Source organism: Labrys sp. ALF-8 (assembly GCF_059699065.1).
The window spans coordinates 1,611,338-1,629,345 of record NZ_AP048538.1; the positions used below are offsets into that span (position 1 = coordinate 1,611,338).

General features: G+C 63.0%; 19 protein-coding genes. 16 read left to right on the plus strand and 3 right to left on the minus strand.

Annotated features, from left to right (window positions below; all coding sequences use genetic code 11):
* Window positions 1-35 precede the first annotated feature (35 nt).
* The 7 genes from AC6H34_RS27700 (at window position 36) to AC6H34_RS27730 (ending at window position 7,784) form a co-directional block, all read left to right on the plus strand.
* Window positions 36-1,652, plus strand: a complete 1,617-nt coding sequence (locus tag AC6H34_RS27700; protein ID WP_497540984.1) for an NTP transferase domain-containing protein — start codon at window positions 36-38, stop codon at window positions 1,650-1,652.
* A gap of 429 nt (window positions 1,653-2,081) precedes the next feature.
* Window positions 2,082-3,035, plus strand: coding sequence for a branched-chain amino acid ABC transporter permease (locus tag AC6H34_RS27705; RefSeq protein ID WP_448147964.1), 954 nt, complete (start codon window positions 2,082-2,084; stop codon window positions 3,033-3,035).
* Window positions 3,032-4,435 (plus strand): high-affinity branched-chain amino acid ABC transporter permease LivM, encoded by a 1,404-nt coding sequence (gene livM / locus AC6H34_RS27710; protein ID WP_497540985.1) that lies wholly within the window; start codon window positions 3,032-3,034, stop codon window positions 4,433-4,435. The genes AC6H34_RS27705 and livM overlap by 4 nt, the downstream gene beginning before the upstream one ends.
* Window positions 4,432-5,373, plus strand: a complete 942-nt coding sequence (locus AC6H34_RS27715) for an ABC transporter ATP-binding protein (protein WP_497540986.1) — start codon at window positions 4,432-4,434, stop codon at window positions 5,371-5,373. Before livM ends, AC6H34_RS27715 begins: the two co-directional genes overlap by 4 nt.
* A 2-nt stretch (window positions 5,374-5,375) precedes the next feature.
* A complete protein-coding gene (locus AC6H34_RS27720; protein ID WP_448147967.1) occupies window positions 5,376-6,098 on the plus strand; it encodes an ABC transporter ATP-binding protein in 723 nt (240 codons plus the stop codon).
* 1 nt (window position 6,099) lies between these two features.
* A complete protein-coding gene (locus AC6H34_RS27725) occupies window positions 6,100-6,453 on the plus strand; it encodes a DUF6867 family protein (protein ID WP_448147968.1) in 354 nt (117 codons plus the stop codon).
* Window positions 6,454-6,662: 209 nt separating this feature from the next.
* The gene (locus AC6H34_RS27730) at window positions 6,663-7,784 is read left to right on the plus strand and encodes a branched-chain amino acid ABC transporter substrate-binding protein (RefSeq protein ID WP_448147969.1); all 1,122 of its coding nucleotides are present in this window, start codon (window positions 6,663-6,665) and stop codon (window positions 7,782-7,784) included.
* A gap of 200 nt (window positions 7,785-7,984) precedes the next feature.
* Here the strand turns inward: AC6H34_RS27730 and AC6H34_RS27735 are convergent, their stop codons facing one another.
* Window positions 7,985-8,788, minus strand: a complete 804-nt coding sequence (locus AC6H34_RS27735) for a cytochrome c biogenesis CcdA family protein (protein WP_448147970.1) — start codon at window positions 8,786-8,788, stop codon at window positions 7,985-7,987.
* Between the two features lie 178 nt (window positions 8,789-8,966).
* Between AC6H34_RS27735 and AC6H34_RS27740 the strand changes: the two genes are divergently transcribed.
* The 4 genes from AC6H34_RS27740 to AC6H34_RS27755 all read left to right on the plus strand — a co-directional run bounded on the left by AC6H34_RS27740 (window position 8,967) and on the right by AC6H34_RS27755 (window position 12,861).
* On the plus strand, window positions 8,967-9,950 hold the full coding sequence (locus tag AC6H34_RS27740; RefSeq protein ID WP_448147971.1) for a P1 family peptidase: 984 nt from the start codon (window positions 8,967-8,969) through the stop codon (window positions 9,948-9,950).
* A gap of 96 nt (window positions 9,951-10,046) precedes the next feature.
* Window positions 10,047-10,724: a ribulose-phosphate 3-epimerase gene (rpe, locus tag AC6H34_RS27745; RefSeq protein WP_497540987.1), complete on the plus strand. Its 678-nt coding sequence runs from the start codon at window positions 10,047-10,049 to the stop codon at window positions 10,722-10,724.
* A gap of 85 nt (window positions 10,725-10,809) precedes the next feature.
* Entirely contained in the window at window positions 10,810-12,120 is a 1,311-nt protein-coding gene (purB, locus tag AC6H34_RS27750) for an adenylosuccinate lyase (protein ID WP_497540988.1), read from the plus strand.
* Window positions 12,121-12,297: 177 nt separating this feature from the next.
* Window positions 12,298-12,861 (plus strand): RBBP9/YdeN family alpha/beta hydrolase, encoded by a 564-nt coding sequence (locus AC6H34_RS27755; RefSeq protein WP_497540989.1) that lies wholly within the window; start codon window positions 12,298-12,300, stop codon window positions 12,859-12,861.
* Window positions 12,862-12,995: 134 nt separating this feature from the next.
* On the opposite strand, the gene AC6H34_RS27760 is transcribed toward AC6H34_RS27755, so the two are convergent.
* Together AC6H34_RS27760 and AC6H34_RS27765 are read right to left on the minus strand one after the other, a co-directional pair.
* Window positions 12,996-13,790 carry an HpcH/HpaI aldolase family protein gene (locus AC6H34_RS27760; protein WP_497540990.1) on the minus strand — a complete coding sequence of 265 codons (795 nt, stop codon included), beginning with the start codon at window positions 13,788-13,790 and terminating at the stop codon, window positions 12,996-12,998.
* Between the two features lie 87 nt (window positions 13,791-13,877).
* Entirely contained in the window at window positions 13,878-14,201 is a 324-nt protein-coding gene (locus AC6H34_RS27765) for a DUF1476 domain-containing protein (RefSeq protein WP_497540991.1), read from the minus strand.
* A gap of 357 nt (window positions 14,202-14,558) precedes the next feature.
* On the opposite strand from AC6H34_RS27765, the gene purC reads away from it, so the two are divergent.
* The 5 genes from purC to purQ all read left to right on the plus strand — a co-directional run bounded on the left by purC (window position 14,559) and on the right by purQ (window position 17,790).
* Window positions 14,559-15,323, plus strand: coding sequence for a phosphoribosylaminoimidazolesuccinocarboxamide synthase (purC, locus tag AC6H34_RS27770; protein ID WP_448147977.1), 765 nt, complete (start codon window positions 14,559-14,561; stop codon window positions 15,321-15,323).
* Window positions 15,324-15,469: 146 nt separating this feature from the next.
* Window positions 15,470-15,985, plus strand: a complete 516-nt coding sequence (locus AC6H34_RS27775) for a hypothetical protein (protein WP_448147978.1) — start codon at window positions 15,470-15,472, stop codon at window positions 15,983-15,985.
* Between the two features lie 235 nt (window positions 15,986-16,220).
* Window positions 16,221-16,460, plus strand: a complete 240-nt coding sequence (gene purS / locus AC6H34_RS27780) for a phosphoribosylformylglycinamidine synthase subunit PurS (RefSeq protein WP_448147979.1) — start codon at window positions 16,221-16,223, stop codon at window positions 16,458-16,460.
* A complete protein-coding gene (locus AC6H34_RS27785; RefSeq protein WP_497540992.1) occupies window positions 16,460-17,002 on the plus strand; it encodes a hypothetical protein in 543 nt (180 codons plus the stop codon). The genes purS and AC6H34_RS27785 overlap by 1 nt, the downstream gene beginning before the upstream one ends.
* Window positions 17,003-17,094: 92 nt before the next feature.
* Complete coding sequence (gene purQ, locus AC6H34_RS27790; RefSeq protein ID WP_448147981.1) at window positions 17,095-17,790, plus strand: phosphoribosylformylglycinamidine synthase subunit PurQ; 696 nt, start codon at window positions 17,095-17,097, stop codon at window positions 17,788-17,790.
* The last annotated feature ends 218 nt before the right edge of the window (window positions 17,791-18,008 follow it).

The following is an 18,008-nucleotide window of genomic DNA, read 5'->3' on the forward strand; positions in this document are numbered from 1 at the left end:
TCTCTCAGAACCTTCCCTCAATCGATTGTAATTGAATGTTTTTCGGCGATATTGCGATTGAAGACGCTATGGGTGGCGTGGCGGTTCATTCCATCCGCAAGGGCAGCCTCGTCCTGAAGAAGGGAACCCTGATCGGAGCGCAGGAAGTGGCGGCTCTGCGCCGCGAAGGGGTCAGGACCATCGTGATCGCCCGCCTGGACGGCGACGACATCGGTGAGGACGAAGCCGCCGCCCGCGTCGCAAACGCACTCAAGGGCGCGGGTGTCCGTGTGGAGGCGCCCTTCACCGGCCGCGCCAACCTGTTCGCCGAAGAGGCCGGCGTCCTGGTGCTCGATCATGCGCGCATCGACGAGGTGAATACGATCGATGAGAGCATCACGTTCGCCACTCTCCCGGCCTTCGCGCAGGTCAGGGCGGGCGAGATGGTCGGTACCGTCAAGATCATTCCCTTCGCGGTCGGCCAGCCCATACTCGATCGCGTGCTTGCGCTCCTCGGGCAGCCGGTCATCCGGGTAGCTCCCTTCAGACCGCTGCGGGTCGCGGCGATATCGACCATGCTGCCCGGCCTGAAGGACAGCGTCGTCGCCAAGACGCTGCAGGTCCTTCGTGACCGCCTCGCTCCCGCCAGGGCCACGATCGTCGCGGACAAGCGCATACCGCACCGCGCGGATGCGCTCACCGCTGCCCTGGCCGAAATGTCCGGGAACGGCGCCGATCTCGCCATCGTCTTCGGCGCCTCGGCGATCGCCGATCGCCGAGACGTCATTCCGCGCGCCATCGAAGCGGCAGGCGGCGCCATCAGGCATTTCGGCATGCCGGTCGATCCCGGCAACCTGCTGTTGCTTGGTGATATCGGTCCCATGTCCGTGCTCGGCGCGCCGGGCTGTGCCCGCTCGCCGAAGGAGAACGGCTTCGACTGGATCCTCAACAGGCTGCTCGCCGGCATTCCCGTGACCCGATCCGATATCATCGGCCTGGGCGTGGGGGGGCTCCTGATGGAAATCGTCAGCCGCCCGCAGCCCCGCGCCGGCGGGGAAGAGGACAGCCACACCCCACCGTCCGTCGCGGCCCTCATCCTCGCGGCCGGCCGATCCACGCGCATGGGAGGGGCGAACAAGCTGCTGCAGGATTACCGTGGCAAGCCATTGGTCCGCCACGCGGTGGAAGCCGCCCTGGCATCGAGAGCGCGCTCCGTAACCGTCGTCACGGGTCACCAGGCCGAGGAGGTGCAGGCCGCCCTCGCGGGCCTGCCGGTTACGTTCATCTACAATCCCGATTTCGCGGAGGGCATTTCGACTTCCGTGCGCGCGGGCGTGGCTGCCCTGCCTGGAGACGCCGATGCCGCGCTCATCGGTCTTGGCGACATGCCGCTGGTCGGACCTGTACTCCTCGACAACCTTATCGAAGCCTTCGATCCGCAGAGGGGCGCGCGCATCGTCCTCCCCGTGTCCAACGGCCAGCGTGGCAACCCGGTGCTGTGGGCGCGCCGATTCTTCGGCGAGTTGCAGTCTCTGGAGGGTGATTCCGGGGGGCGGCAGATTCTCAAAGCCAATGCGGACGCGGTCGTGGAAGTGCCCGTCTCGTCCCTCGATGTCACCTTCGACGTGGATACGCCGCAGGCCCTTGCCGCCCTGAGGGAGGGGCGACGGTAGGATTGTTGCGCGGAGCAACCTCGCACTTGTTCCCAATGAATGCTTTGCGCAATTTTGCAGCAACTTTCTTTCCGGTTGGGAAAGAAGTACGGCCTTGAAGAATTTTGTGTGGATTTCGAAGAAATCTAACGGCTGTTACACCTCCTCGCGGTTGTACCCCGATCTGCCTGCAAGCTGCTTTTTGGCTGCCAGCGCCCTCGTTTTGGCGTTGGTTTCGCCAGCTAGCGCTGAATCTTTCACCCCTTTGCTCAAAAATTTCGTAAAATCGATAAACTTCGAGCGAGGCCGCCCAGCTACGATTGTCAGGCTGCAAAGCGCTTGCTATGACAAGCAATCGTCGCATGACTGCCTGTCTCTTAGGCAAAAATCTCCGAGAAGGGGATGCCCGGGGGAAAACAAGGGTGGCTTCGACAGAGGGGAAAGTACTAGATGGCAGAGTTTTTGCAGCAGCTCATCAATGGGCTGGCGGTCGGATCGTTATATGGTCTGATCGCCGTAGGTTACACGATGGTGTTCGGCATCATCGGCATGGTGAATTTCGCACATGGCGATCTCTTCATGCTCTCCGCGATGATCGCGTTCATCCTGTTCCTCATCCTCATCACGTTGCTGGGCGTCTCGTCGATCATCGTCTCGCTCCTGGTGGTGCTGCTTATCGGCATGGTGCTGACGAGCTTGTGGAACTGGGCCATCGAGCGCATCGCCTACCGCCCCCTGCGCGGCTCGTTCCGCCTGGCGCCGCTGATCTCCGCCATCGGCATCTCGCTCGCCTTGTCCAACTTCGTGCAGATCGTGCAGGGCGCAGGCCCAAAGGCGATCCCGAACTCCTTCGGTGACGCCCTCAACCAGAAATTCGAGATCTGGCAGGATGTCGATGCCAGCGGGCATACGATGGATGCCACCTTGTCGCTCAAGCACATCATGGTTTTCGTGACGACGGCCGTGCTGCTCGCCATCTTCTGGTATCTAGTGACCAAGACCTCGCTGGGCCGTGCGCAGCGCGCCTGCGAACAGGACCGCAAGATGGCCGCCCTGCTCGGCGTCAATGTCGACCGGACCATTTCCATCACCTTCATCATGGGTGCCGCGCTCGCCTCCGTCGCCGGCCTCATGTTCCTGATCTTCTACGGCTCTGTGAACTTCCATGACGGCTTCGTGCCCGGCGTGAAGGCGTTCACGGCCGCCGTGCTCGGCGGTATCGGCTCCCTGCCCGGCGCGGTGATCGGCGGCATCCTCATCGGCCTTATGGAAAAGCTCTGGGAAGGCTCGTTCGACGGCAATGTGGCGGCCTACCGGGACGTCGCGGTGTTCTCCGTCCTCGCAATCACGCTGATCTTCATGCCGCAAGGCCTGCTGGGTCGCCCGGAAGTGGAGAAGGTTTGAGCATGGCTCAGAACAGCGCGAACAAATCCGGTGCCGGCGGTTTCATCAAGGACATCGCCTTCTGGACCGTCGCCGCGATCGGCATCTTCCTTCCCATCGTCGGCTTCAGCACCTATTCCGACACGCAGACCAACAGCCTGCGCTTCAACTTCATGAACCCAGACTTCAGTTTCCTCCAGCGCTATGGCGGCTTCATCACCGCCGCAGTCCTGGTCGGAATCGTGGTCGCGGTCCGTATCTTCGTTCTCGTCTCGCCCAAGCGCGAAGCCAGGACGACGGCATCCCCCTTTTCGGCGGCGATGGCACGCATCGGCATGTCGCCCCTCGCCATGTGGTTCGGCGCCGGCCTGGCCGTCGCCTTCCCGCTGCTGATGCTGGGATTCCTCGGCGACAAGGGCTCGCTGAAGTGGATCGACACGTTCGGCATTCAGATCATGATCTACATCATGCTCGGCTGGGGCCTGAACGTCGTGGTCGGCCTCGCGGGCCTGTTGGACCTGGGCTATGTGGCCTTCTACGCGGTAGGCGCCTATTCCTATGCCCTGATGTCCTACTACTGGGGCCTGTCCTTCTGGGAAGTGCTGCCCCTGGCCGGTGCGCTCGCCGCCCTGTGGGGCATCATCCTGGGCTTCCCGGTGCTGCGCCTGCGCGGCGACTATCTGGCCATCGTGACGCTCGCCTTCGGCGAGATCATCCGCGTGGTGCTGATCAACTGGAAGTCCTTCACGGGCGGCAATGACGGTATCACGTCGATCAAGCCGCCGACCTTCTTCAGCATTCCGTTCAACGCAAGCCCGACGGGTTTCGCCCACACCTTCGGCCTCGCCTTCTCCCCGATCTATACCAAGATCTTCCTCTATTACGTCATCCTCGTGATGGCGTTGGTCACCGCCTATGTGACGACACGCATGCGCAAGCTGCCGGTGGGCCGCGCCTGGGAAGCGCTGCGAGAGAACGAGATCGCCTGCCGCTCGCTGGGCATCGACACCACCAAGACCAAGCTCGCCGCCTTCGCCATGGGTGCGATGTTCGGCGGCTTTGCCGGCGCCTTCTTCGCCGCCAAGCAGGGCTTCATCAATCCCGAGAGCTTCACCTTCAACGAGTCCGTCATGGTGCTCGCCATCGTGGTTCTCGGCGGTTCAGGCAGCCTGATGGGCGTCGTGATCGCCGCCATCGTGCTGGTCGGCGGCCTCGAAATGCTGCGCGAGATCACCTTCCTCAAATATTTCTTTGGCAATGACTTCGATCCGAGCATCTACCGTTCGCTGATCTTCGGCATGGCCATGGTCATCATGATGCTGTGGAAACCACGCGGCCTCATCTCCAACCGCGTACCGACCGCCTTCCTCAAGGAGCGCAAGGTTGTCTCCGGCGCTCTTGTCCAGGAGGGCCACGGATGAGCTCCCCCACCATGACTGTCGATCCCTCTCTCGCATCCCATGCCCATCCGGAACATCGCTGGCACAGCGATCCGATCCTGAAGGTCGAGAAACTCACCATGCGTTTCGGCGGCCTCACCGCCGTGAACGCGGTGACCTTCAACTGCGGGCGTGGCGACATCACCGCCCTGATCGGCCCGAACGGTGCCGGCAAGACCACGGTGTTCAACTGCATCACGGGCTTCTACAAGCCCACGGAAGGGCGTATCGGCCTGCGCCACGGCACGATGGCGGTATGGGACGAGTTCGATGCCCTCACCGCCAGCACGCACCAGAAGATCGGCCAGGGGGCGGACCAGCTCTATCTCCTTGAACGCATGCCCGACTTCCAGGTCTCGCGTACCGCCAAGGTCGCGCGAACCTTCCAGAATATCCGCCTGTTCTCTGGCATGACGGTGCTGGAAAACCTGCTTGTCGCCCAGCACAACCACCTGATGCACGCATCCGGTTACTCGATCCTCGGCATCCTTGCCGTGCCCAGCTACATGCATGCCGAGAAGCATGCGGTCGAGAAGGCCAAGTACTGGCTCGACAAGACCAATCTGATGGCCCGGGCCGACGATCCCGCGGGTGACCTGCCGTATGGCGACCAGCGCCGCCTGGAGATCGCCCGCGCCATGTGCACCGATCCAGTGCTGCTCTGCCTCGACGAACCTGCAGCCGGCCTCAACCCGAAGGAGAGCCTCGATCTCAACGTCCTGTTGCGCTCGATCCGGAACGATCACAACACCGCCCTGCTCCTCATCGAGCACGACATGTCGGTCGTGATGGGGATCTCGGACCACGTGGTGGTGCTGAACTACGGCACCAAGATCTCCGACGGCACGCCGGAGCAGGTGAGGAACGATCCCGCGGTCATCGCGGCGTATCTCGGCTCTGACGAAGAAGTGGAGGATTGAGTATGGCGTCTCCTTTGCTCTCCGTTCGCGGGGTACAGACCTATTACGGCCAGGTTCACGCTCTCAAGGGTGTCGACGTCGACATCAACGAGGGCGAGATCATGACCATCATCGGCGCCAACGGCGCCGGCAAGTCGACCCTGATGATGACGGTCTTCGGCTCGCCGAAGTGCCGGCAGGGTTCGATCACCTTCGATGGCAGGGACATCACCCACATGCCGATCCATGAGATTGCGCGCCTTCGCATCGCGCAATCGCCGGAGGGGCGCCGCATCTTCCAGCGCATGACGGTCTTCGAGAACCTGCAGATGGGCGCCGAAATCGACGGCAGCGCCCATTTCGCCGAGGATCTCGAGCGCATGTACACGCTGTTTCCGCGCCTCAAGGAGCGCGCGGCCCAGCGGGGCGGTACCCTTTCGGGCGGCGAGCAGCAGATGCTCGCCATCGCCCGCGCCCTGATGAGCCGCCCGCGGCTGCTGATGCTGGACGAGCCGTCCCTGGGTCTCGCTCCTCTCATTGTCAAGCAGATCTTCGACGCGATCCGCACGCTCAACGAACAGGAAAAGCTCACCGTCTTCCTGGTCGAGCAGAATGCCTTCCACGCGCTCCGGCTCGCCCATAGAGGCTACGTCATGGTCAACGGCGTCATCACCATGTCGGGCAGCGGCAAGGAATTGCTCGCTCGTCCCGAAGTCCGCGCGGCCTACCTCGAAGGGGGACACTGAAATGGCTCAATTTCTCTACGAGGACAGCCTGTTTCACTTCGTCCTCGTCACCGTGATCATGGGCGGCTGGGCAGCCTGGATGACCGGCAAGGCCTGCGCCGCTTCATGGAGCCGCTACCCGACGCTGTTCATCTATCTGGCGCTCCTGACGGCCGGCGTGCGGTTCCTGCATCAGGCCCCGTTCGGCGGCAACATGTTCTCGCCCTACTACTTCGTGGTGGACCTCGTGATCGTCCAGCTCATCGGCTTTCTGTCCTACCGGCTCAGGCTGGTCAATCAGATGGTCAGCAAATATGGCTGGATGTTTGAAAAGGCGGGTTCCCTCAACTGGAACGCCCGCTCCGCGGCGAAGTAGACCCAACGGTATCGAGCAGATTCTACCGCCTCGATACCTCTAGGGAAGGATAGCCAAGGGAGGATGGCAGCACTGCCGTCCCTCGGAACGAAAGCAGTATTCGAAATCGGGTGACAAGCACCTAAATCTGGGCATGATAAGCCCATTGGCGTGCCTCATCCCGCTAAGCCAGAGCCGGCAGGCTCTGTTATATCCACTGGGAGAACCACATGAAGAAACTTTGGTTGTCGAGCGTCGTGCTTGCGGCCGGCCTCGCCTTCGCGAGTGTCGCGCAGGCTCAAATCAAGCTCGGTGTCGCCGGCCCGATCACCGGCCCGAACGCCCCCTTCGGCGCGCAGCTGAAGAACGGCGTGGAGATGGCGGTCAAGAACATCAATGCCGCAGGCGGCATTCTCGGACAGCAGGTCGACGTGGAAGTCGGCGACGACGTTTCCGACCCCAAGCAGGGCGTTTCGGTCGCCAACAAGTTCGTCGGTGATGGCGTGACCCTGGTGGTCGGCCACTTCAACTCCGGCGTGACCATCCCGGCTTCGGAAGTCTATGCCGACAACGGCGTCCTCTTCATCACGCCCTCGGCCACCAACGAAAAGGTCACCGACCGCAACCTGTGGAATGCATTCCGCACCTGCGGCCGCGACGACCAGCAGGCGAAGGTCTGGTCCGACTATGCGGTCGCCAACTACAAGGGCAAGAAGATCGCGATCGTCCACGATAAGACGACCTACGGCGAAGGCCTCGCCACCAACGCCAAGAAGTTCCTCAACGAGGCTGGCGTCACCGAATCCATCTTCGAAGGCGTGAACGTCGGCGAGAAGGACTATTCGGCCATCGTCACCAAGCTGAAGGCCCAGGGCGCCGACCTGCTGATCTGGGGTGGCCTCTACACGGAAGCCGCGCTGATCCTCAAGCAGCTGCGCGACCAGGGCATGAACACCGTCATGCTCTCGGGCGACGGCATCACCTCGGCTGACTTCGCCACCATCGGCGGCGACGCCGTGATCGGCACCCAGATGACCTTCCCGCCCAAGCCGGAAAACATCCCGGCCAACGCCGCGATCGTCAAGCAGTTCAAGGATATCGGCTTCAACCCCGAGGCTTACACCTTCTACTCCTACGCCGCCGTGGAGATCTTCAAGCAGGCCGCCGAGGAAGCCAAGTCGGTCGATCCCCAGAAGATGGCCGAAGTGATGCACTCGGGTAAGGTCTTCAAGACCGTGCTCGGCGACATCTCCTACGACAAGAAGGGCGACCTGACCAAGGCCGGCTATGTCCTCTACACCTGGAAGAAGGGCCCGGACGGCAAGATCGATTACTTCGAGAATCCGTCGTAAGCGCTCGACAGCGTCTTTGCACAGACCCGCTCCGGTTCGCCGGGGCGGGTTTTATTTTGCCAACACGAAAAGGCAATGCTCATCCGGCAGGTCGATACGCCGCATCGCTGGCCCGGGCATCCTCCCCCCCCCCGTCGGTCGGGGATGCCGAGAACATTTGTAAAGGCATGCATCCTGCAGCCTGCGAGCAGGCTTTTTCCTCAGCCGAGCCGGCCGAGAATGGGGAACGTGCTCTGCAGCCAGATCGAGAAATCGGCCATGCCACCGGTGAGAAAGGCAAAACCCGCCACCACCAGCAAGCCGCCCATGACCTTCTCCACCGTGCCAAGATGAGCACGGAAGGCACGCAGGAACCTCATGAAGGGGTTCATGGCGAATGCGGCGACGACGAAGGGCAAACCCAGGCCGAGTGTGTAGATCGCCAGCAGCAGGACGCCGTGACCGACGCTCGCTTCCTTGCCGGCTACGGCCAGCACCGTCGCCAGCACGGGCCCGATGCAGGGCGTCCAGCCGAACGCAAAGGCGAGCCCCATCAGATAGGCACCGAGAGGTCCCGGCGTGGCACGGCTTTCAAAACGCGCCTGGCGAAACAACATGGCGATGCGGAACACGCCAAGAAAATGCAGGCCCATCGCGATGATGATCACGCCTGCAAGCAGCGCAAAGGGGTCGACTGAAGTCGCCCAACCCATCGGCAGCAGGCCGGCATTGGCGGCACCGACCAGCCATCCGGCCATGAGGCGACGCCCCGAGACGAGCAGCGACCCGACCAGGGAAGCGGTAGCCCCGAGGGAAATGAAAACGGTGGCGAGCCCCGCCATGAAGACAATGGCGGAGATCACAGCCCGGCGCCGCACCGTGCGATCGATGGTCTCGCCCGTTATCTCGTCCAGCGTGGTGCCGGCGAGATAGGTCAGGTAGGGCGGCACCAGCGGAAGAACGCAAGGTGAGAGGAATGAAAACAACCCGGCGAGAAACACGCCAGGCACGGTTATATCGGCCATCGACTCATCCACTCATACGCACTGGAAAGGCGCGGAGAATTTGCTCTAGCGCGCCTGTCCTTCCCGCCCAAGTTGTTTCCGACGTGCTCATCCTCTCGTGATCGGACGTGAAGTCGCAGCATTGACAATGCTGCCTTCGTGGCCACGTTGAGGCACGCCAGCAACTGGAGCTCGTAGCGTGCGGAATCTCATTACGGATGTGGCCGGAATCAAGGTCGGCAATGCGCAGGACCCCGTACTCGCCTCCGGCACCACGGCCTTGATATTCGACGAACCCTCGGTCGTCGCCGTCGATGTGCGCGGCGGCGCGCCTGGCACGCGCGAGACCGATCTGCTGGCGCTGGAGCGTACGGTCGAGCACGTCGACGCCATCGTCCTCTCAGGCGGCTCGGTATTCGGGCTGGAAGCGGCAAGCGGCGTGGTCGCCTGTCTGGCGCAGCAGGGCCGCGGATTTCAGGTACGTGATGTACGGGTACCCATCGTGCCCGGAGCGATCCTGTTCGACCTCATCAATGGCGGCAACAAGGAGTGGGGCCGCTTTCCGCCCTATCGCGACCTGGGCTTCGAGGCAGCTTCACAGGCGGGCCTTGACTTTGCCCTGGGGACGGCAGGCGCCGGCTATGGCGCTCTCACCGCAAGCTTCAAGGGTGGATTGGGCTCGGCTTCTGCCCGTTCCGGTCCATATACGGTCGGGGCTATCGTCGCCGTGAACGCCCTCGGCAACGTCACCATCGGCGAGGGTCCGCATTTCTGGGCCGCTCCGTACGAGCAGGATGGGGAGTTCGGCGGCCTTGGCCTGCCTCACCCCTGGCCGGCCGACGCATTGAAACTGCGCTACAAGGGGCAGCAGCCCGAGAATACCACCATCGCCGTCGTAGCTACCGATGCCCACCTCACCAAGGCGCAGGCGAGGCACTTCGCCGTGATGGCACAGGACGGCCTCGCCCGGGCCATCCATCCGATCCACACGCCGCTCGACGGCGACACGGTCTTCGCGGCGGCGACCGGCCGGGTCGCCCTGCCCGAACCCCGCGCCGATCTCATCACCCTCGGCACGGAGGCGGCCCACGTCCTGGCCCGCGCCTGTGCTCGGGCGATCCACGAGGCGGCCGCCCTGCCCTTTGCGTCGACCCAGCCTAGCTGGCGCCAACGCTTTGGCTGATCCGCCCGCGCGGGCAGCCCGTCATCACGCGCTGATCGATTGCAATGGGGACCGGGGTCTGGCAGGTAGGGCATGTTCTCTACAGCAGGATCCATCATGTCCCGTCCCATCGTCATCGCCCCCTCAATTCTCTCCGCGGATTTCGCGGCGCTCGGCGCCGAGGTGCGCGCGATCGAGGAAGCGGGCGCCGATTGGGTGCATTACGACGTGATGGACGGCCATTTCGTGCCCAATCTCACCATCGGGCCAGCCGTCGCAGCCGCGATCCGTCCGCACGTCAGGACCAAGCTCGACGCTCATCTGATGATCTCGCCCGCCGATCCCTACCTCGACGATTTCGCCAAGGCGGGCTGCGATACGATCACGGTGCATGCCGAGGCGGGCCCGCATCTCCATCGCTCGCTGCAGCACATCAAGAAGCTCGGCAAGCGAGCCGGCGTCGCCCTCAATCCCGGCACACCACCCGACGCCGTCGACTATGTGCTGAATCTCGTCGACCTCATCCTTGTGATGACGGTCAACCCCGGCTTCGGCGGACAGGCCTTCATTCCCGAAACGGTCGCCAAGATCGAAGCGGTTCGCGCCAAGGTCGGCAATCGCGACATCGATATCGAGGTTGACGGCGGCATCACGCCGGAGACGGCCCCGATGGTTGTCGCCGCTGGAGCCAATGCCCTGGTCGCCGGATCGTTCGTCTTCCGCGGCGGTCCCCCGGCCTATGCGGCCAACATCGCGGCCATCCGGCAGGCGGCTGAGGCGGCAGCCGGGCGATAAGGCGCGCACTCCCATATATTTATCGCAAATTCGGGTACACATTCGCTGCGATCATGCCTAAAAGGGGGCCCGAAAGGGACCTTCCATGATCGCACGCTACAGCCGCCCACAAATGGTCGCCATCTGGGCGGAACAGACCCGCTTCCGTATCTGGTTCGAGATCGAGGCTCACGCCACCGACAAGCTCGCCGAGCTCGGCGTGGTGCCGAAGGAAGCGGCGGCGAAAATTTGGGAGAAGGCCAAGGAGGCAACCTTCGACGTCGCCCGCATCGACGAGATCGAGCGCGAGGTGAAGCACGACGTCATCGCCTTCCTCACGCATCTGGGCGAGATCGTCGGCCCGGAGGCGCGCTTCCTGCACCAGGGCATGACATCCTCCGACGTGCTCGACACCTGCCTTGCGGTGCAGTTGTCCCGGGCTGCCGATATCCTGATCGCCGACGTCGACCAGGTGCTGGCCGCCCTGAGAAAGCGCGCGCTCGAACACAAGTACACGCCCACCATCGGCCGCAGCCACGGCATCCACGCCGAACCGGTGACCTTCGGCCTCAAGCTTGCCCAAGCCCATGCCGAGTTCACGCGTGCCCGCGAGCGCCTGGTAGCCGCCCGCAAGGAGATCGCTACCTGCGCCATTTCCGGCGCTGTCGGCACCTTCGCCAATATCGATCCGCGCGTGGAGGAATATGTCGCCGCCAAGATGGGTCTCGCCGTCGAGCCCGTCTCGACCCAGGTCATCCCGCGCGATCGCCACGCGATGTTCTTCGCCACGCTCGGCGTCGTCGCGTCCTCGATCGAGCGCCTGGCCATCGAGATCCGCCATCTGCAGCGCACCGAGGTGCTGGAGGCCGAGGAGTTCTTCTCCGAAGGGCAGAAGGGCTCCTCGGCGATGCCGCACAAGCGCAATCCCATCCTCACCGAAAACCTTACCGGCCTGGCCCGCATCGTGCGCTCAGCGGTAACGCCCGCGCTGGAGAACGTGGCGCTTTGGCACGAACGAGACATATCGCATTCGTCGGTCGAGCGCATGATCGGCCCCGATGCGACGATCACGCTCGACTTCGCACTCGCCCGCCTTGCCGGGGTAATCGACAAGCTGCTGATCTACCCCGCGAACATGCGCAAGAATCTCGATCGGCTCGGCGGCCTCCACAACTCGCAGCGCGTGTTGCTCGCTCTCACCCAGGCCGGCGCAAGCCGCGAGGATTCCTATCGCCTCGTGCAACGCAACGCTATGAAGGTCTGGCGTGGCGAAGGTGATTTCCTGGCTTTCCTCAAGGCCGATCCCGAAGTCTCCGCCAAGCTCTCCGATGCAACGCTGGAAGCGATGTTCGACGAGGGCTACCACTTCAAGCATGTCGACACGATCTTCGAACGCGTGTTTGGCAAAGAGGCCTGAAGCACGGGTGATCCGCCATCCCGCCCGCAAATTTGTGGAAGGCGATGGCGGCCAAGCAAAGAACTGGTTCTGATCGCCCGGCAGGTCACTAAACTAGGGGTTCATCGCCCTGAGTCGGGGCCGGGCGGCCCAGCGTCCATGTGGCAGCAATGCCCACTCGAACGGACGGGAGTTCACATGCGCATCTCCGACACCGACATCCTGATCATGCCCGGTCTCGGCAATTCGCCGCCGGAGCACTGGCAGTCGCGCTGGCAGGCCAAGCTCTCGACCGCACGGCGGGTGATGCAGGACGATTGGCAGCAGCCGCGACGAGAGGCCTGGGTCGGCCGGCTTGTCGACGACGTGCGCGCCTCCAGCCGGCCCGCCATCATCATCGCTCATTCCATCGGCGTGATCACCACCGTCTTCGCTGCCGAACAGATCAAGGGCCATGTGATCGGAGCCATGCTGGTAGCTCCGTCCGACTGGGACAAACCGGATCTGCTGCCGGGCTACGACCTCGACTTCAATCCCATTCCGACGACGGCCCTGCCCTTCCCTTCCCTGCTCGTCGCCAGCCGGAACGATCCCTATTGCGAAGTCAATCGCGCCAGTTCCTTTGCCGAGGCCTGGGGAAGCGAGTTCGTGGATGCGGGCGATGCCGGCCACATCAACGTTGAATCCGGCCACGGTCCCTGGCCGGAAGGCCTGCTCCGCCTCGCTTCCTTCCTGTCGAAACTGAAGCTGGGCACGCAGTAGGTCCCGGGATGCGCAGCAAAATGCGGTCAGGCCAAACCGTAAGCTAACCTAACATACAGATATCACAGGAATTTTTCTGTTCTGGCGATTCCGCCTGAAAGTAAAATGCGCCTGCCTGCTTCTCGGGCGGAGGATCAATACTGCGCCTCGCCGGGCCCCGAATGGCCGCGTGCCGTCTTCAGCGCAGCCTGGGCGCCGGCGCTCAGGAACGCCCAGTCGGAACCAACCGCCATGATATCGAAACCGAGGGCGGCATTGCGGGCGGCGGCCTCGCCGCCGCTGCAGAAAATCGCCGTGATCTTGTTGCGGACCTTGGCGGCGGCAAGCAGCTTCTTGATGACCTCGACCGACTCCGGCAATTGGTGGTCGAGTTTCTCGCCGCGACTGAGGCTGATGGAAAGATCGCTCGGGCCGACGAAGACACCGTCCAGGCCGGGCACGTCGAGGATAGCCTCCATAGCGTCGGCGGCTTGCCGGGTTTCGATCATCGCAAGCGCGATGATCTGGCCGTTGGCACTGGTGCGATAGCTTTCCGCATCGAGGCCATGCAGCGTCAGCGCCCTCGTACCGCCCCAGCTGCGTCCGCCTACAGGCGGGTATTTCAGGGTGTCGACAAGCTTGCGGGCGTCCTCGACGCTGTTGATCATCGGCAGGATCGCAAGTTCGGCCCCGACGTCATAGAGACGAGCCGCGTCGCCGAAGCCCTCGAGGCCGACCCGCACGCCGGCCGGCCTATCCGCTAAGTGGGCCGCCGAAATGGCATCGCGGGCCTCGGCAAAGGATGCTTCGCCATGCTGAAGATCAATGATGATGGCATCGAAGCCCGCCCGCCCGAGCGCCTCTGCCATGCGGGGATACGCCGATGCCATCCATCCCGCGAAGATCTTCTCGCCTCGGGCAAGGCGGTCACGCAGGGCAGGACGGGTCATGGCATTATCCGATCAATCAAAAACAATGCCGCAAACAAAAGCGGCGCCCGCGAATAGAGCGCCGCTCGTCGAGATTGGCAAGATCGATCAGACGCCGCTCTTAACTTCCTGGACGGCGCGCCCGAGCATCTGGTTCATGACCTCGCGAACCTGAGGCTCGCTCATGCTCAGATTGGCGGCGGCGAAATCGGCGAGAACCTTGCGTACCACGTCGTGGTCGCCGGCTTCCTCGAAGTCCGACATAACCACGGACTTGGCGTAGGTGTTCGCTTCCTCGCCCGAAAGGCCGAGCTTCTCGGCCGCCCACAGGCCCAGCAGCTTGTTGCGGCGGGCCGTCGCCTTGAAGCGGAGATCCTCGTCATGGGCAAACTTCTTCTCGAAGGCCTCTTCCCGCTTGTCGAAGGTGGTCATCGGTTAAATTCCTGTTCAGCTACCGGTTTTTCTTGAAGGACCGGCCATGCCTGTTGCATATAGGCGCGCAATCCCCAAATCAAATTAACCCGCCGTAACGCCCTCCTCCCAGGGAACAGTCGGCATTTCGAAAATACACCGATGCCCGGTGCACAAGCAAATGCACTTTGGCACGATTCGTGGATCATGGCCCGCATCACTCATCCGCGCGCATTGTGCGCAAGGCCATGATCGGGTAGGTTGGCGAGGTCTCCGGTTTGCCGTCGCAAGCCGAATCGCCAATTGCGCCGGCCCACGGATCGCATTTCCAGGAGCCCTGGCACGTTGACGGATTTTCTCAAACAACGGTACATCCCGATGAGCCGCCGCCGCCGCATCTACGAAGGCAAGGCGAAGGTCCTCTATGAAGGCCCCGAGCCCGGCACCCTGATCCAGCATTTCAAAGACGACGCAACTGCTTTCAACAGCAAGAAGCACGCGATCATTGACGGCAAGGGCGTCCTGAACAATCGCATATCCGAATATCTGTTCCAGAACCTGAATGACATCGGCGTCCCCACGCATTTCATTCGCCGGCTGAACATGCGCGAGCAGCTCATCCGCGAAGTCGAGATCATTCCGCTGGAAGTCGTCGTGCGCAATGTCGCCGCCGGATCGATCGCCACGCGCCTCGGCCTGGAGGAAGGCACCCAGCTGCCCCGTTCCATCGTGGAGTTCTACTACAAGAACGACGCGCTCAACGACCCGATGGTTTCGGAGGAGCACATCACGGCATTCGGCTGGGCGAGCCCGCCGGAACTCGACGACATCATGGCGCTGGCGATCCGCGTCAACGACTTCCTCTCCGGCCTCTTCCTCGGCGTCGGCATCCGTCTGGTCGATTTCAAGATCGAATGCGGTCGCCTGTGGGAGAACGAGATGATGCGCATCGTCCTTGCCGACGAGATCTCGCCGGACTCCTGCCGGCTATGGGACATCAAGTCGAACGACAAGCTCGACAAGGATCGCTTCCGCCGCGACATGGGAGGCCTCGTCGAGGCCTACACGGAGGTCGCCCGGCGCCTCGGCATCATGAACGAGATGGAAAACGTAGCTGTGAAGGGCCCGAAGCTGGTCCAGTGACCCTTTCGGGTGTAACTATTGAAAAGGGGCTCGGGCGGTATGGCGTTCGAGCCCTTTTTGTTAAGCAGGCTCTGAAAGAGTATGGCGTGATTTACTGGAACGAGCCTGTGTCCGAACAAGCCCCCATCCGATGGAAACGTCAGCTGTTGACCGGCGCCGTGCTCGGCGTTGCGCTGACCGCCCTTGCAAGCTGCGCCTATTGGAATCTGTGGGATGGCGATCCCGCAGCCTCGCTGTCGGATTCGCCGAGGTGGGTGGTGCTGCCCATGCGCTCTTTCGTGTCGAGGGAGAACATAACCGTCGAGGGCATGCAACTATGCACCCTTCGCCGGTGCGGCTACGATGCCGCCATAGAGCGCTTCATCGTGACCGGCAGGGATGCGGCCCAGTGGGAAAAGGCGTTGACCCAACCTGCTCAGCTCGCGGCGCTGGTCGGCAAGCCCTACCCCAAGAGCATACTGCCCAAGCCTGTCGTCAGCGCGGAGCCTTTCAGCACCGGCAGCTGGACCGGCCTGCAGCTCGCCATGACCGGCGGCAAGAAGGCGCACCATTTCAACAGCTATGTGGTGGGCGAACGCAACGCCAACGGCACGACCTTCATCGTAGTGGTCGCAGCCAATGCCGATATCGCACGGAAGCTGGTGCTCGAGGCCGCCCGGTAGGGTCGCCAGGAAGGTCGTTCGGGCTGTGGCCCGACACTTCGGCCCATCAGGGGCCATGGACCGGCCGGCGATCCGCTTTCCCAGCATTGCCGAACAGTTTTCTCACCGTATCGGCCCACGCGGCGATTGAACCTCCGGCCGGACTGCTTTAAGCGCAACGCCATCAGACGTCCGCATCGTTCCCGCCGAATGCCGCTATCTCTTTCGGCGCGATGCCACAAAAGGCAGGTGTTGCATGAAGGCCCGTGTCATCGTTACGCTCAAGAACGGCGTGTTGGATCCGCAGGGCAAGGCCATCGAAGGCGCGCTTGCTTCTCTTGGCGTGAGCGGCGTCAACGGCGTGCGCCAGGGCAAGGTCTTCGATATCGAGATCGGCCAGGCCAATGCCGAGGCTGCGCGCGAAACCCTGAAGGCCGCATGCGAAAAGCTCCTCGCCAACACGGTCATCGAAAACTACAGCATCGAAATCGGCTGATGGCGGCATGTCGGGGCCTTCTTGCGCTGGCCCTTCTCTGCCTCTGGAACGGCGCCGCTCCGGCAGCTTCCCGCCTCATCGAGGCTGAGGGATTTGCCCTTCGCCTGGACGACGGCCGATGGGCCCTGCAAACGGCGGCGCCCCCTTCCCTCCTCACTCTGCATTGTATTTCGCCTGCCTGCTCGGAGGGTAATGTCGTCACGTTCGTGCGTGACGAGCGGCCACTGCTCGCGCCCGGCTTCGCGCCCTTCGGCCCAGGTGCAGCCACAGGCGCCACCGCCGACCTGCGTCTGCAGAGCCTGACGCCGGGATCTCGCCTGCTTGCCCGGACATCAGTGGAACCGGTAACCGTCGGCGGTACCACGGGCTATCGCGGCATCTACGATATCGAGGATCGCTCACTCGCGAAGACGGGCGCCGCGATCCTGCTCCTGCGCCAGGGCCACGGCACAATGGAAGTGCGCATGAGCGCTCCCACGCTTTCCAAAGCCGATATCGCGGCGTTCGATGCCCTGCTCACCGGGCTCGAATTACGAAATTAGCCGGTCGGTGCACTCTTTGCTTGACCCGGCTTCGGCAAAGTAACCATAAGGCTCCCAATTTCCTTCCTCCTGCGCCACAGCGAGCACGATCGATGAAAGCAGCCGTCGTCACCTTCCCTGGCTCCAACCGCGAGGGGGATGTAGCCAAGGCCCTGAAGCAGGCAGGCGCCAAGGTGGAGACGGTATGGCACGCCGACACCGACCTGCCGGCGGGTACGGACCTGGTGGTCCTCCCGGGCGGCTTCTCCTATGGCGACTACCTGCGGTGCGGAGCCATTGCAGCGCGTGCAGCGATCATGGATGCGATCCGCAAGCATGCCGAGCGTGGCGGTCTCGTGCTCGGCATCTGCAACGGCTTCCAGATCATTACCGATGGCGGCCTGTTGCCGGGCGTGCTGATGCGCAATGCCGACCTGAAGTTCATCTGCAAGCGCGTCTACCTGCGTGTCGAACGCACAGACACCGTCTATACCAGCGCCTACAGGAAGGGGCAGGCCATCGATGTCTGCGTCGCTCATGGCGAAGGCAACTATTTCTGCTCGCCGGAGACGCTGACACAACTCGAAGGCGATGGCCTGGTGGCCTTCCGCTACTGCGACGCGGCGGGCAAGGTGGGCGCGCTGACCAATCCCAACGGCTCGCTGAACAATATCGCCGGCATCTACTCGGCCAATCGCCGCGTGCTCGGGATGATGCCGCATCCTGAAAATCTCATCGACCCGCTCGTCGGCGGCACCGATGGCCGCGGCCTGTTCGCCAGCCTCATCGCGGGCATGGCGTCGGCCTGAGCGACTCCGCCGTCGGGCTATCCCGTTCGCGGCCGCCGGCGCCGGCTGACAGCACTACCTCTGCCTCACATTTCAGGCTCTTTCGGCGGGCATCGCATGGCTGTCGCAGAACTGGTGCATGCCCATGATACGAGGTGTGCGTTTTCGCACATCTTTCACCGTTGATTTACCCCACTGCGTGCGTCGGCACGCGCGAGGTTGCCTGCCCACCGAAGTGG